The 15,432-nt window shown below is 46.9% G+C and carries 12 protein-coding genes; 3 read left to right on the top strand and 9 right to left on the bottom strand.

What is annotated here, in order from left to right:
- Positions 1-3: 3 nt before the first annotated feature.
- The 8 genes from aspS to ICN30_RS02380 form a co-directional block, all read right to left on the bottom strand.
- The gene (gene aspS / locus ICN30_RS02415) at positions 4-1,803 is read right to left on the bottom strand and encodes an aspartate--tRNA ligase (protein WP_015422041.1); all 1,800 of its coding nucleotides are present in this window, start codon (positions 1,801-1,803) and stop codon (positions 4-6) included.
- Positions 1,804-1,819: 16 nt separating this feature from the next.
- On the bottom strand, positions 1,820-2,473 hold the full coding sequence (locus ICN30_RS02410) for a DUF502 domain-containing protein (RefSeq protein ID WP_216178568.1): 654 nt from the start codon (positions 2,471-2,473) through the stop codon (positions 1,820-1,822).
- 64 nt (positions 2,474-2,537) lie between these two features.
- Complete coding sequence (gene ubiB, locus ICN30_RS02405; RefSeq protein WP_216272970.1) at positions 2,538-4,124, bottom strand: ubiquinone biosynthesis regulatory protein kinase UbiB; 1,587 nt, start codon at positions 4,122-4,124, stop codon at positions 2,538-2,540.
- 6 nt (positions 4,125-4,130) lie between these two features.
- Positions 4,131-4,748: an SCP2 domain-containing protein gene (locus tag ICN30_RS02400; RefSeq protein ID WP_216272968.1), complete on the bottom strand. Its 618-nt coding sequence runs from the start codon at positions 4,746-4,748 to the stop codon at positions 4,131-4,133.
- A 52-nt stretch (positions 4,749-4,800) separates the two neighbouring features.
- On the bottom strand, positions 4,801-5,712 hold the full coding sequence (locus ICN30_RS02395) for a Tim44 domain-containing protein (RefSeq protein ID WP_216272966.1): 912 nt from the start codon (positions 5,710-5,712) through the stop codon (positions 4,801-4,803).
- A gap of 57 nt (positions 5,713-5,769) precedes the next feature.
- The gene (gene ubiE / locus ICN30_RS02390; RefSeq protein ID WP_216272964.1) at positions 5,770-6,513 is read right to left on the bottom strand and encodes a bifunctional demethylmenaquinone methyltransferase/2-methoxy-6-polyprenyl-1,4-benzoquinol methylase UbiE; all 744 of its coding nucleotides are present in this window, start codon (positions 6,511-6,513) and stop codon (positions 5,770-5,772) included.
- 26 nt (positions 6,514-6,539) lie between these two features.
- Positions 6,540-6,929: a gamma-butyrobetaine hydroxylase-like domain-containing protein gene (locus tag ICN30_RS02385; protein WP_216272962.1), complete on the bottom strand. Its 390-nt coding sequence runs from the start codon at positions 6,927-6,929 to the stop codon at positions 6,540-6,542.
- Positions 6,929-10,768: an FAD/FMN-binding oxidoreductase gene (locus tag ICN30_RS02380; RefSeq protein WP_216272959.1), complete on the bottom strand. Its 3,840-nt coding sequence runs from the start codon at positions 10,766-10,768 to the stop codon at positions 6,929-6,931. The genes ICN30_RS02385 and ICN30_RS02380 overlap by 1 nt, the downstream gene beginning before the upstream one ends.
- Before the next feature lie 135 nt (positions 10,769-10,903).
- Between ICN30_RS02380 and ilvA the strand changes: the two genes are divergently transcribed.
- The 3 genes from ilvA to queF are packed head-to-tail and all read left to right on the top strand — an operon-like array spanning position 10,904 to position 14,174.
- Positions 10,904-12,424: a threonine ammonia-lyase, biosynthetic gene (gene ilvA / locus ICN30_RS02375; protein WP_216272957.1), complete on the top strand. Its 1,521-nt coding sequence runs from the start codon at positions 10,904-10,906 to the stop codon at positions 12,422-12,424.
- A 14-nt stretch (positions 12,425-12,438) separates the two neighbouring features.
- Positions 12,439-13,347 (top strand): 5'-nucleotidase, encoded by a 909-nt coding sequence (locus ICN30_RS02370; RefSeq protein ID WP_215333972.1) that lies wholly within the window; start codon positions 12,439-12,441, stop codon positions 13,345-13,347.
- Complete coding sequence (gene queF, locus ICN30_RS02365) at positions 13,347-14,174, top strand: NADPH-dependent 7-cyano-7-deazaguanine reductase QueF (RefSeq protein WP_216272955.1); 828 nt, start codon at positions 13,347-13,349, stop codon at positions 14,172-14,174. The genes ICN30_RS02370 and queF overlap by 1 nt, the downstream gene beginning before the upstream one ends.
- On the opposite strand, the gene ICN30_RS02360 is transcribed toward queF, so the two are convergent.
- Positions 14,175-15,410: a hypothetical protein gene (locus ICN30_RS02360; protein WP_216272953.1), complete on the bottom strand. Its 1,236-nt coding sequence runs from the start codon at positions 15,408-15,410 to the stop codon at positions 14,175-14,177.
- Positions 15,411-15,432: the final 22 nt, after the last annotated feature.

The raw sequence follows: 15,432 nt of genomic DNA, 5'->3' as shown, positions 1-15,432 counted from the left end.
TGCTTAAGCAGCTGGAGCAGCTTGGCGCAAACGAATATGCAATTCTTTTAGCTGACGCTCATCCACTGGGCTAGGAGCTTGTGTCAATAAGCACTGTGCTCGTTGCGTCTTAGGGAAGGCAATCACATCACGAATAGATTCGGCACCAGTCATCATCGTGACGATACGATCCAGACCAAACGCAATACCACCATGGGGAGGCGCACCATATTGCAAGGCATCTAACAAGAATCCAAACTTGGCTTGCGCTTCTTCGGCACCAATCTTCAATGCACGGAATACCTGACTCTGAACTACCTCTTGGTGAATACGGACTGATCCGCCACCAATCTCACTGCCGTTCAAAACCATGTCATAGGCTTTAGCTAAGCACTTACCGGGATTTGATTCGAGGTACTGCATGTGCTCATCCTTAGGGCTTGTGAATGGATGGTGACATGCAACCCAACGGGCATTGTCTTCATCATATTCAAACATTGGGAAATCAACTACCCACAATGGTTTCCAGCCTTCAGTAGATAGGCCATGCTCTTTACCCCAAGCTGAATGACCAATCTTCAAACGTAATCCACCGATAGCATCATTAACTACTTTTTCTTTATCTGCACCGAAGAAAATAATGTCGCCATCTTTAGCACCAGTGCGCTTCAAGATGCCTTCAATCGCAGCATCATGCAAGTTCTTCACGATTGGAGACTGCAAACCATTGCGACCTTCAGCAACAGAGTTCACCTTGATCCATGCCAAACCTTTAGCCCCATAGATTGCTACAAATTGTGTGTAGTCATCAATTTCACTACGGCTAATTTCAGCACCGCCGGGTACGCACAAGCCAACTACGCGCCCACCCTCTTGATTTGCTGCGCCAGAGAACACCTTGAAATCCACATCTTTCATCAAGTCAGTCAATTCTGTGAACTCAAAATTCACACGCAGATCTGGCTTATCTGAACCGAAGCGCGCCATACCTTCTGAGTAAGGCATGGTTGGGAATGGATTAGGCAACTCAACATTCATGGTGGTTTTGAAAATATGACGGATCATGTTTTCAAATAACTCACGGATTTCTAATTCGTCTAAGAAGGCTGTTTCACAGTCGATCTGAGTAAATTCAGGCTGACGGTCAGCACGCAAATCTTCGTCGCGGAAACACTTTGTAATCTGGTAGTAGCGATCAAAGCCAGCCACCATCAACAACTGCTTGAACAACTGAGGAGACTGTGGCAGCGCAAAGAACTGGCCATCATGAACGCGTGAAGGAACTAAATAGTCGCGCGCACCTTCAGGAGTGCTCTTCGTCAACATCGGCGTTTCAATATCAATAAAACCAGCGGCATCTAAGTAGCGACGGCATTCCATGGCAACGTTGTAACGCAGACGTAAATTCTTTTGCATTTGCGGGCGACGCAAATCGAGCACGCGATGAGTTAAGCGAGTGGTCTCAGATAAATTCTCATCTTCCAATTGGAATGGAGGAGTAATAGATGCATTGAGAATGACCAAGCTATGGCAAAGCACTTCAATCTTTCCGCTCACTAAATCATTGTTCTCAGTGCCGGCAGGACGTGCACGTACCAAGCCTTTGATCTGAATGCAGAACTCATTACGAACCTGCTCAGCCAATGCAAACATCTCCGGGCGATCTGGGTCGCAAACTACCTGAACAAAACCTTGGTGATCACGCAAGTCAATAAAGATCACACCACCATGGTCACGGCGACGATTCACCCAACCTGAGAGAGTAATTTCTTGACCAATGAGTGATTCAGTTACCTGACCGCAGGTATGGCTTCGCATCGACATAACAATTTCCTATAAATCAAAGATGATGGTTTGACCCAATAGCGGTCAAACCAGTTGAACTGGTGGGGGGGACGGATCCCATTGAAACAATATGTTTGAGCGCCTCTTCGACACTCATCTCTAATTCAATGGTGTGCGCACGTGGGACGATCATAAAAAATCCGGAGGTTGGGTTTGGTGTCGTTGGCAGAAATACATTGACGTAGTCCTCGCCCAACTTAGCAGCAACTTCTTTTGCTGGCATACCAGTCTGGAACGCAATCGCCCAAGAATCTGCATGCGGATAACGAATTAATAATGCTTTGCTAAAAGCTTGGCCACTGCCAGAAAACAAAGTGGATGACACTTGCTGAACGCTGGAATAGATCGATCGCACAATTGGAATGCGATTCATCTGCTTATTCCACATCTTGATCCACCACTGACCAGCAAAACTAATCGCAATCAAGCCGGTAGCCATAATGACTGAAACAACAATCAAAATACCAACACCCGGCAACTCACGGAAATGCTGAAGATCGGCGGCAAACTGACTGGGGAATACAGCAATAATGGCATGCATTACGGAGCCAAAAACACCGTCGAGCAGGCCTAGACCCCATGCAATCACCCAAATGGTGATTGACATCGGTGCCCACACCAAAATGCCTGCAATAAAGTATTTTTTCATTTGCCTATGCTTACGCCTTGCCTAACCTGGCATTTTAGCGGTTTAAGCGACGACTGGGGACAGTCTAGTAAAGACCAAGACCGATTATCAGAATCCCAGCCAAAAAGCCGCCCGCAAACAGCAAAGCACCTACCAAGAGGCGATGAGTACGTCTTTCCTGCAATAAAAGGCCTTTTAAGACCTCTAATTCAGTGTTTTGATCCTTTCGAGGGATTCGCGCTTGCGCCAAACTTTCGGCAATCAGGCGTGGCAAGGTTGGCAAAATTTGGGCCCAACTAGGCGCCTCGGCCTTAATGCCATCCACCAAAGCCCGCCAACCCAACTGCTGACTGACCCATTTTTCCAAAATTGGCTTAGCAGTCTTCCAAAGATCCATATCTGGATCAAGCTGGCGAGCAAGACCTTCGACATTTAGCAAAGTCTTCTGGAGCAAAGTTAGCTGCGGCTGAATTTCCACCTTGAAACGGCGAGAGGTCTGGAATAAACGCATCAGCACAATACCCAAGGAGATTTCCTTTAGAGGACGATCAAAGTAAGGTTCGCAAACGGAGCGTATTGCACCTTCAAGTTCTTCAACGCGTGTATTGGCAGGAACCCAGCCAGATTCAATATGTAATTCCGCAACACGACGGTAATCGCGATTAAAGAAGGCTAAGAAATTTAATGCCAGATAACTTTTGTCAGACTGACTCAGCGCGCCAACAATCCCAAAATCCAAAGAAATAAATCGACCAAATGTTTCTGGCTCAAGACTGATCATGATGTTGCCAGGGTGCATGTCGGCATGAAAGAAGCCATGCTCAAATACTTGCGTGAAAAATATTTCTACGCCATCAGCGGCAAGCTTTTTAAAGTCAACACCAGCAGCGCGCAACTCTGCTGTTCGTCCAATCGAAATGCCATCCATTTTTTCCATCACGATGACATTGGTGTGACATAAATCCCAATACATCTCAGGAATCATTAACTTTTTAGAGTCAACAAAATAGCGACGCAATTGACTTGCATTTGCCGCCTCACGCATGAGATCTAATTCATCATGCAAATAGGTATCAAACTCTGCAACATTCTCGCGTGGCTTTAGGCGACGACCATCCTCAGAAAGTCTCTCGATGATTTTTGCTAAGTCATAGAGCAAAGCAAGATCGCCATCAATGATTGGCAAAATGCCTGGGCGTAGAACTTTAACCGCTACTGCACGACCTTCCCACTCTGGATGCTTCTCGGTGCCGCGCAATATGCCAAAGTGCACTTGGGCTACAGAGGCACTAGCCACGGGGGTTGCATCAAAACTAATAAATACTTCTTCGATAGATTGACCAAGCGCCTGTTCAATTAAGCGACAAGATTCAGCATTAGAAAATGGTGGGACTTGATCTTGCAACTTCGCCAACTCATTAGCAATATCTTCCGGCAATAAATCACGTCGAGTAGAAAGCACCTGTCCAAACTTCACGAAGATTGGACCTAGCGCTTCTAAAGTTAAACGAATGCGCTCACCTCTGGGCAGAGACTGGCCTGGAGAAGTCCAACAAAGAATAGTTAATAGACCACGACGAATACCGGGCTTCAGAATATCGCGTAGCAATGGCAATAAGCCATAACGCCATGCAGTGAAGAAAATGAAAGAAAGACGAGCTAAACGACGCACAATGAATTAACCTTTTCGCTCTAAAAGTTGGATGCGCTTTTCTACTCGATCAACCGCATCACGCAATGCGTTTAACTCATTTTTGCGAATCATAAAATCTCGTTTATTCAAAAGTACTTTTCTTTCTTCGCTGACGTACTCCACTACATTTTCAAGTAGATCAGTCGCAGCGGACTTCCCAGCAGAAATGAATTTCTTACCTTGACGAACAGCAAAGTTGGCGGGAGCGTCTCCGATGAAACGAGCCAAATCCTCTTCATACTCCCACCGAATCTGACCTGCTAAGCGGCCCAATAGTTGGGCTAAGTCAGCGTCACCAGTAATCTTGGCCGACTTCATTGCCTGCTCTCGCAAATTACCAGGTCCACTAGCCAAAGCACTCAACGCCTCGGGAGAAACCTCTAATTCTAGAGAGGGGTTATCAATATTTGATAAAGAGGCTAATGAGCCCTCGGGTGTCAATTCAAAACAGAGCTTGCCAATTGGCAGGCTCAGCAAAATCACTTTGCCGGCATGACGGGCTAACTCTGCCATAGCCCATGGCTCAGCCTTCAGGACATGATTGATCCCTCGGCAAGCGGCAGAAGCTGCGATATGGTGGGTAGCGGGAGAAGCGGTGGTCATAAGTGTAAAAAACCCGCACAAGTGCGGGCTTTCAATGGAAAGTACCTCAAGCTTAAACCAACTGAGAAATACCCGCTAGTACCCAGCCTCCAGGGCCGTTTACTGGCTTACTTAAATTCCAAATTTCAGAAAAATTATTCGCCTGTGCACCTACTTGCTCACGAATCATGCCCGTGAACTGCACGCTACAGTAATAAGTACTGTCGGTTGTCTCAATTCCGATGAGTTGCGCATTGAGCGTAACGACATCGGTTTGATTGGCGCTATCAGCACGACCCGCAAGATCCTGCTCAATTGTGGCGAACATCTCTGGAGTGGTGTACTCACGCAAGGCAGCAAGGTCACCCTGATCCCACGCCTTTTGTAGGCCTGAAAAATATTGCTTCGCATTATCTAAAAATGCGTATTCATCAAATCCTGGCGGCAAAGTGGATTGGAATGGCGCAGGCTCAGCTGCAACACCACCAAATGCATTTGCAGCTGGCGTAAATGCAGGCTCCTGCCTAGGCGTTTGATCCAGATTGGCACGCTGCATTCCTTGCGATGTGACCTGAGGGCCCTTATTAGCACCGGATAAAGCCGGCATCAATCTTCTCATTACGAACATGATGACAAAGCCTGCTAAAACGGCAATCAACAATCCAGTAATTAATGAAGATGCGGCCTCACCCAAGCCAAAGTGAGATAAAAGGTATCCAATACCAAGTCCAGCAGCAAGACCTCCCAAGATGCCACCCATCCCGCCAAAGCGGCTTGGTGCCGGGGCCTGAGGAGCTGCAGCCGGTGTCGCTGGTTGAGCTTGTTGAGCTGGTTTTTGCACAGGAGCGGCTTGCTTTTGCATTGGTGCACTTGGCGCCTTACCAATACTTCTTCCGCCACCTAAGCGGGCAGCATCAGCATGACCAACGGTAGCAAATATTAAGCTGATGCTTAATAGAACTGCCTTGAAAAAATGCTTGTTCATATTTTTTATCCCCTATAAAACTACTTTAATTCTTGACTGCTAAAAACTACAAATTCACTAGTATTTAATACCAATATGCAGCGCAACGATACCCCCAGTCATCCTATGGGTATCAACCTCATCAAAACCGACCCCTAGCATGATGTCTTTAAGGGCTTCAGCGTCAGGATGCATACGAATGGATTCAGCTAAATAACGATAGCTCTCAGAATCCTGGGCAATTTTTTCACCCAACCAGGGCAATACCTTGAACGAATAAGTGTCATAAACCGGCTGCAAAAAAGCATCTGGCTTGGAGAACTCCAGCACCAATACTCGGCCACCTGGCTTAATGACGCGCAACATCTCTTTTAAAGCAATATCTTTATGAGTCATATTGCGCAGGCCAAAAGCTACCGTAACCACATCAAAGTGAGCGGTTGGAAAAGGGATTTTCTCTGCGTCAAACTGAACGCAAGGCAAAGCCAAACCTTTATCTAAAAGACGATCGCGACCAACACCCAACATAGAAGCGTTAATGTCGCTTAACCATACTTGAGCTTCCGGGTTATGCCCCCAAGCTGCTGCACGCGCAAAGGCGGCGGCTAAGTCACCGGTACCACCAGCGATATCTAATACCTTTTGCCCAGGACGAACTTGCGCACGAGCAATCGTGACCTTCTTCCATAAGCGATGAAGGCCAAATGACATCAAGTCATTCATAACATCATATTTGCTAGCTACAGAATGAAATACCTCTGCGACCTTGCCCGCTTTTTCAGCTTCATCAACGCTTTGGTATCCAAAGTGAGTCTTACTCATATTCTTCGCTCTATTTATTTAAATGCTCAATGACTACCGCAAGACTTACCACCAGCAACACTCATTGGAGTGTCGCGATCCAGACCAGCAGCAGCTAATTTATCCAAGTGCTCTTTCCAAAGAGCTTCGTGGTTCTCGCATAAAAATTGCAAGTAGTCCCAAGAATACAAACCGGAATCATGCCCATCTGAAAAAGAAGGTTTGAGTGCGTAATGGCCTACCGGCTCAATATTGGCAATGAGCACCTCACGCTTACCAGTTTGCAAAGTTTCTTGCCCTGGGCCATGGCCCTGCACTTCAGCTGAAGGAGACACCACTCTTAAAAACTCAAATGGAAGGCGATAAGTATTGCCATTCTCATAGCTGAGTTCTAGTACTTTTGATTGTTGATGCACAACAACATTAGTTGGAATCATTAAACCAATACCCTCTCGATACCACCTTGGTTTGCCTTGGAAACATAATCTTGCATCCAATCAGGGCCTAATAATTTTTGCGCCATTTCAACGACGATATAGTCAGCCGTTGTATCGCTATCCGCATCAAAGCGAGTGAGGCCTTGCAGGCAAGATGGGCAACTGGTAAGTACTTTGACATCACCAGTGAAATCATCTTTGCGCAATTCATTAGCGCCCTTCTCCATTTCAATCTGCTTACGGAAGCGCACTTGAGTTGAGATATCAGGTCTTGTCACCGCAAGAGTTCCGGACTCACCACAGCAACGATCATTCTTCTGAATCGCTTTACCGTCTTCTTGCTGAATCAACTCATTTACCGTCTTTAATGGATCTTGCAATTTCATTGGTGAGTGACATGGATCGTGATACATATACTTCACGCCAGTCACATTTGAAAGTTTGACACCCTTTTCAAGCAAGTATTCATGGATATCAATAATGCGGCAACCCGGGAAGATTTGTTCAAACTGATAACCCGCCAACTGGTCATAACAAGTGCCGCAAGAGACTACGACGGTCTTGATATCCAAGTAATTTAGGGTATTGGCTACGCGATGGAAAAGAACGCGATTGTCCGTAATCATCTTTTCTGCTTTATCAAAGTCGCCATTGCCGCGCTGTGGATAACCGCAACAGAGGTAACCCGGAGGCAATACAGTCTGCACGCCGACATTCCACAACATTGCCTGTGTAGCTAAGCCTACCTGTGAGAACAAACGCTCCGAACCACAACCCGGGAAATAAAACACGGCCTCTGTATCTGCAGAAGTTGTTTTTGGATCACGAATAATAGGAACGTAGTTCGCATCTTCAATATCCAGGAGTGCGCGAGCCGTTTTCTTGGGCAAGTTGCCAGGCATCTTCTTATTTACAAAGAAAATGACCTGCTCTTTTATATTAGGCTTTGTGACCGTCGCTGGAGGATGCGCAGTTTGCTTGCGCGCCAATTTACGGAAAACATCGTTACCCAAACGCTGGAGCTTATAACCCCAACCAATCATGGTCTTACGAGCCAACTTGATTGTGTCTGGATCGGTAGCATTCAGGAAGAGCATGGATGCTGCCGTTCCAGGATTGAAACGCTGCTGACCCATCTTGCGCAACAAGTTACGCATATTCATGGTTACGTCGCCAAAGTCAATCTTGACTGGGCATGGCGTTAAACACTTATGGCAAACGGTGCAATGCGCAGCAACGTCATCAAACATTTCCCAATGACGAATCGATACGCCACGACGCGTTTGCTCTTCATATAAGAAAGCTTCGATCAATAAAGAAGTTGCCAAGATTTTGTCGCGCGGGCTGTACAGCAAATTAGCGCGCGGCACATGTGTGGAACACACTGGTTTGCACTTACCGCAACGTAAACAATCTTTCACGCTATCAGCAATCGCGCCAATATCACTCTGCTGCATGATGATGGACTCATGACCCATCAAACCAAAACTCGGAGTGTAGGCAATGCTGAGATCAGCATGCGGCATTAACTTGCCTTTGTTAAAGCGACCTTCAGGGTCTACACGCTTCTTGTAGGCGCGGAAATCCTTAAGCTCTTCCTCAGTCAAGTACTCCAGCTTCGTAATACCAATGCCATGCTCACCAGAAATCACACCATCTAATGAGCGAGCCAATTTCATAATCCGATCGACAGCGCGATGCGCATCTTGCAACATCTCATAGTCATCCGAATTCACTGGAATATTGGTATGCACATTACCGTCACCGGCATGCATATGCAGCGCTACGAACACCCGCTTACGCAAAATATTTTTATGAATAGCCTCTAGCTCATTGAGGATAGGCTCAAATGCTAAGCCGCCAAAAATAATTCTGAGCTCAGCACGAACTTCTGTCTTCCAGGAAGCGCGTAGGCTGTAATTCTGCAAGCCTGGGAAGTAGGTATCCATCTCCTTAAGCCACACAGACCAATTTGCTCGCACTCTAGCAATCAGCTCAAGCGCTTGCTGTACACGATCACCCAAGATTTCAGCGCTCGGGATTTCATAATCTTCATCATTCTTGCCAAGCGGCAAGGCGCTCTTTTTCAGGAATGCTTCGAGACCATCTAAAACTTGTAATTTATTTTTGAGGGAGAGCTCGATATTGATCCGCTCAATGCCATTGGTGTACTCACCCATGCGTGGCAATGGAATGACCACATCTTCATTGATCTTAAAAGCATTGGTATGACGAGCAATTGCCGCAGTACGTGCGCGATCCAGCCAAAACTTCTTGCGCGCTTCAGCACTAACTGCCACAAAGCCTTCGCCCACCCGGTTATTAGCCATGCGCACGACTTCACTGGTTGCTGCCGCTACAGCCTCTTCATCATCACCGGCGATATCACCAATCAATACCATCTTAGGCAAGGAATTGCGCTTGGATTTAGTTGAGTAACCAACCGCCCTCAAATAGCGATCATCCAAATGCTCTAGGCCAGCAAGGATTGGCCCGCCATTCTTACTTAAGCCATCGAGATAAGCTTTGATTTCAACAATGCTTGGAATTGCTTCTTGTGCTTGACCAAAAAACTCCAAACAAACAGTACGCATGAATTTAGGCATGCGATGCAAAATCCAAGTAGCGCTCGTAATTAATCCGTCGCAACCTTCTTTTTGAACGCCAGGTAAGCCTGATAAAAACTTATCAGTCACATCCTTACCTAAACCTTCTTTACGGAAGCGCTTGCCTTCCACTTCTAAAATTTCTGTTTTGAGAATGCGCTCGCCTGGCTCACTCGAACCATCAGACCAAGTCAGTTGAAAGCGTACTTTTTCTGCAACGTGAATTTTTCCCAGATTGTGTTCAAGGCGCTCGACATCAAGCCAATTACCCTCTGGATCCACCATGCGCCAGCTGGCTAAGTTATCAAGTGCAGTACCCCATAAGACCGCCTTTTTACCGCCTGCGTTCATAGCAATATTGCCACCAATACAGCTCGCATCCGCCGAAGTCGGATCGACCGCAAACACAAGCCCAGCGCGCTCTGCAGCGTCTGAGACTCTGCGAGTTACTACGCCAGCACCAGTAAAGATCGTAGACACTTCATGATCTACGCCTGGTAAATGTTTGAGCTTAACTGCATCAATTTGCTCAAGCTTCTCGGTGTTAATCACTGCCGACATAGCGTAGAGAGGAATAGCGCCACCCGTGTAACCAGTGCCACCTCCACGAGGAATAATAGTTAAACCTAATTCAACGCAAGCTTTCACTAAGCCAGGAATTTCAGATTCGTAATCCGGCTTCAGAACTACCAGCGGAAACTCAACACGCCAGTCCGTTGCATCAGTCACATGCGCTGCACGTGAGACACCATCAAAACAAATATTGTCAGAAGCAGTAATGCGACCAAGCTCTTTGCGAGCGCGTTTACGAATCTCTGTAACTTCCTTAAAGCCCTGCTCAAAATTTTCAACCGCGCGATGTGCGGCTTTCAACAAAATCTGAACCTGCTCCACGGATTCACCGCTAGATCTTTTCTTTACTTCGCCAAGGCGATGCCATAGTGCGTCAATCAATAATTGACGGCGATTAGCGTTATCTAATAAGTCATCTTGTAAGAAGGGGTTACGTTGAACCACCCAAATATCACCCAAGACTTCGAACAACATACGAGCCGAACGGCCAGTGCGGCGAACCCCACGCAAATCATTCAGAACACGCCAAGACTCCTCGCCCAATAAGCGGATAACGATTTCACGATCGGAAAAGGAGGTGTAGTTGTAGGGGATTTCGCGGAGGCGGGGTGAGCCCGCTTCGGCATCCAGCAACTGGTTCAAAGCTAATGGAGCGTTCATAGCGTCATATTTGATAAATATGCATTTTAATTGAGGGATCTTGATATTGGCAGGAAACCAAGAAAGATGTTGGCCTATGGCGATAAACCCTTGCAAATCTAAGGGCTTAGAGCCCATTCATGGTACGCTCATCGCATGGCAACGAACTATTTAAAGAAAATTTTATCGGCCCGAGTCTACGATGTGGCCAGGGAAACAGAGCTCCAAGTAGCCCCCGAACTCACAAAGCGCTTAGGTAACCAAGTTTTACTGAAAAGAGAGGATAACCAGCCGGTTTTCTCCTTTAAATTGCGTGGCGCCTATAACAAAATGGCCCATTTACCCCCAGAAGCCCTAAAAAGGGGGGTAATTGCAGCCTCAGCAGGCAATCACGCCCAGGGCGTAGCCCTAGCGGCAGCAAAAATGAAGTGCAAAGCAGTCATCGTGATGCCCCTCACCACTCCTAGCGTCAAAATTGACGCAGTCAAGGCTCGCGGCGGGTCTTGGGTTGAGGTAATTTTGCATGGCGAATCCTATAGCGATGCCTTCAAATACTCTGAACTGCTAGAGAAAAAACGGGGTTTGACCTTTGTTCACCCTTTTGATGACCCCGATGTCATCGCTGGACAGGGAACGATTGCCCAAGAAATATTTCAGCAATATCAAGAGCCGATTGATGCCATTTTTGTTGCTATCGGTGGTGGAGGCCTCATTGCCGGCATTGGCGAATACGTCAAAGCTGTCAGCCCAAAAACCAAAGTGATTGGCGTTCAATCCATAGACTCAGATGCCATGAGACGTTCGCTCGAAGCCAACAAGCGCATTGAGATGAAAGATGTTGGCCTCTTCTCAGACGGTACTGCTGTCAAGTTGGTTGGCAAGGAAACTTTCCGCATCTGTAAACGCGTAGTAGATGACATCATCACTGTCGATACTGATGAGATCTGCGCCGCCATCAACGATGTCTTCACAGATACCCGCAGCATTCTGGAACCTGCTGGCGCCTTAGCCATTGCCGGCATGAAGAAGTATGTAGAGAAGCACCGCCTGAAAAAGAAAACATTGGTAGCAATTGCTTGCGGCGCCAATATGAACTTCAGTCGCTTACGCTTTGTCGCTGAGCGCGCCGATGTTGGTGAATTCCGCGAAGCTGTTTTTGCTGTGACTATCCCAGAGGAGCGTGGCTCCTTCAAGCGTTTCTGTGAATTACTTGGTAATCGCAATGTCACTGAATTTAATTACCGAATCGCCGATCAAAGTGAAGCGCATATTTTTGTGGGTATCGGCACACAAAAAGCAGCCGATAGCACCACTATTGCAAAGCATTTTCGTAAAGCAAAATTTGCAACAATCGATCTAACGCATGATGAGCTAGCGAAGTCGCACCTACGTCATATGGTGGGCGGCCGCTCTACTCTTGCAAAAGATGAACTCCTTTACCGCTTTGAATTTCCAGAGCGTCCAGGCGCACTGATGAAGTTCCTCACCAGCATGGCACCCAATTGGAATATCAGTCTTTTCCATTACCGCAATCACGGCGCAGACTACGGCCGCATCTTGGTGGGCCTGCAGGTTCCCAAGAATGAGCAGAAGAAATTCCAAACTTTCTTGGCCTCTCTTGGATATCCGCACTGGAATGAAACTGATAACCCGGCTTATCGCTTGTTCCTTAAATGAGATGTAATACATAAATGTCATACACACTCACCGGGAAACTCGTTGTTGCGATTTCATCGCGCGCACTGTTTGATTTCGAAGAAGAGAATCGCATCTTTGAATCGACTGATGACAGCGCCTATATGAAACTGCAGTTAGAGCGCCTGTCTAAAGCCGCTCAAACCGGCGTTGCTTTTCCATTAGTAAAGAAGTTGCTCGCTTTCAATGAAGAAGGTGAGCAACGCGTTGAAGTGGTCATTCTCTCTCGTAATGATCCTGTGAGCGGCTTGCGCGTATTCCGCTCGGCCGAGCACCATGGCCTACATTTAGAGCGCGGTGTATTTACCAGAGGGCGTCCACCCTATCACTACCTGCGCTCGCTACATGCCAACTTGTTTCTCTCGGCCAATGAGGATGATGTACGTGCAACGATTGATGCAGGCTTTCCTGCAGCGCGCGTTTATCCAGAATCTAGCAAAACTGCAGAATCCCATCCAAATGAAATCCGCATCGCATTTGACGGAGATGCTGTTCTTTTCTCCGATGAAGCAGAGCAAGTATTTCAGAGCGAAGGCTTAGTAGCTTTTGTGGATCATGAAAGCAAGAAAGCTGCGATCCCTTTACCGCCAGGTCCATTCAAGCCTTTGCTAGAAGCGCTACATCGCCTGCAACGTAGCACCAGCGAAAAAGGTATGCGTATTCGTACCGCCTTAGTTACCGCTCGCTCTGCACCTGCACATGAGCGCGCCATTCGCACGTTGATGGCTTGGGGTATCGATGTTGATGAAGCCATGTTCCTCGGCGGACTTTCCAAAAGCGAATTCCTCCGCGAGTTTGAACCAGACTTTTTCTTTGATGACCAAACAGGTCACTGCCAATCCGCTGCATCAGTAGCACCTACTGGTCATGTTGTATCTGGCGTTTCTAATAAACCTAAAAGCTAATGTCCACCATTCCACTTGGCCAGGCAACGCAATATCCCGATCAATATGATCCGAGCCTGCTCTTCCCTATTCCGCGTTCTGAGAATCGCCTCAAGCTGGATATCAAACCCAATCAAGCATTACCTTTTGTAGGTGTTGATATTTGGAATGCCTTTGAGCTTGGCTGGCTCAATAAAAAAGGGAAGCCGCAGATTGCTTTGGCGGAGTTTCAGATTCCAGCAGATTCGCCCAATATGATTGAATCTAAGTCATTCAAACTCTACCTCAATAGCCTGAATAGCGCCCGCTTCGAAGATGAAGCTGAAGTGCGCGAAAGATTGATTACGGATTTGTCCGCAGTAGCAGGCAGCAAGATTGCCACCCGCATTAATCCAACTGAACTGATTGCCAAAAAAGGAATGCAGGAGATGAGTGGCGTCCTGATGGATCGCCTTGACATCGAGATCGACCCAAGTCTATCTGCCGACCCTGGTTTGCTAGAAGTAAACGAATCTTTTGGACCAATCGAGCAATGCTTGGTGTCCCATCTACTCAAATCAAATTGTCCGGTGACCGGTCAACCAGACTGGGCAAGTGTGCAGATTCGCTATCAAGGTCGGCCAATTTTGGAAGAGGGCCTACTCCGCTACCTGATTGGGTTCAGGCAAAAAGGTGAGTTTCATGAGCACTGTGTTGAAACTATCTTCTGCGACATCAAGCGCCAGTGCAAGCCAGAGAAACTTTCTGTCTATGCGCGTTACACACGGCGTGGTGGGTTAGATATCAACCCTTTCCGCACCGATCACAATGCGCCTTGGCCAGACAATACCCGCCACGCTAGGCAATAACTAAGGCTCGATCACCTGTTTTGATGGTGCTACGCTGAGACCATAAATCAGTTCAAGATTTTTTTGAATACTCGGCACTTGTGAGAAACAGTTTTTCAATAATGCTGGGTTTGCATACCAAGCATCGCTACCCTTAGCCTCATCAACAAATGACTTCATGACGATAGCGCTATCGACATCATCAAGCCCAGCAGTCTTCAGTTTTGTAAATCCCGAAGAGCACGCCTTTGCTAAATCAGGGCCTTCCGCCTTGGCAATACGCTGTAGCAGACTAGGAGCGGAACTATTTAAGATCTGCATAAAATTTTGGCCCGAGCCAGGCATCTGGAAATTCAAAATATATTCAGATGAAAGATTTTCTCGACTTGCCAATCCTTCAATATTGGACACCGTTGGATAAAACACGCTACGGAAAAATTGAAACTCCAACTTCACAGTAAATAGCAATTGCTTTTCAGATTTAGGATCTTTTTGTAATTGCAGAATTTGCTTATCAGTCAGGCTGCCAACACTTTGATCGGCTTTGTAAACGTGGATTTCAACCGCTCGAATCCCTTTGCGTAATTCTGACCAATTAAAGGTAACGGGGACCTTAGCATCAACCATTCCCTGCAAAAGGCTATTGGCTTTCTTTTGGGTCTCACCCACCACCGAATTTCCAACTGTTGCTGAAATCCCACCAATCGCAGCTGCTGAACCACCAGTTGCCACTATTGCAGCAGCCCCCAATAGCAATTTGGCAGACCCAATGAAATCCTGATTTGAGTCGCTTGAACTTCTGACATTCAAGACTAAAGAGAGCGCGCCCGGGTTAAATATGGAATAAGTTCCAAGCACCGTCATGGGAACGATGGATAAAGGAGTAGTGCTCAGTGAGGCGCACTCAGAACCACCCTCCCTGCCATCAAAGGTGGCAATCGGAATTTCTAACTTATCGAGCTTACCCTTGAAGCCCTGAGTCACAACCGATAACACGAGCTGCGTTTTATCAGACCCCCAAAAACTACGGCTAGCCATTTGGGTACAACTACTCACAGGAATCACTTCAGAGCTAATCGTGAGATATCCATCATTGCCTCGCCCATCATGTAACCAATCGGGAGGATCCCCTTTAACAAAAGAGGGGTTCATATCTGGAAAGAAAAACGAGGCTGCCAAGGTTGACTGAGGTAAAGCAGCAACGCAAATGGCTACACATGCCAAAAGTGGAGATTTGATTATCCCTAGAAAATTCATTGATACATTTTAAGGTGAATAC

The organism is Polynucleobacter sp. 31A-FELB (genome assembly GCF_018882405.1).
Taxonomy (GTDB): domain Bacteria; phylum Pseudomonadota; class Gammaproteobacteria; order Burkholderiales; family Burkholderiaceae; genus Polynucleobacter.
This window is presented reverse-complemented; position numbering and strand designations above follow the sequence as displayed.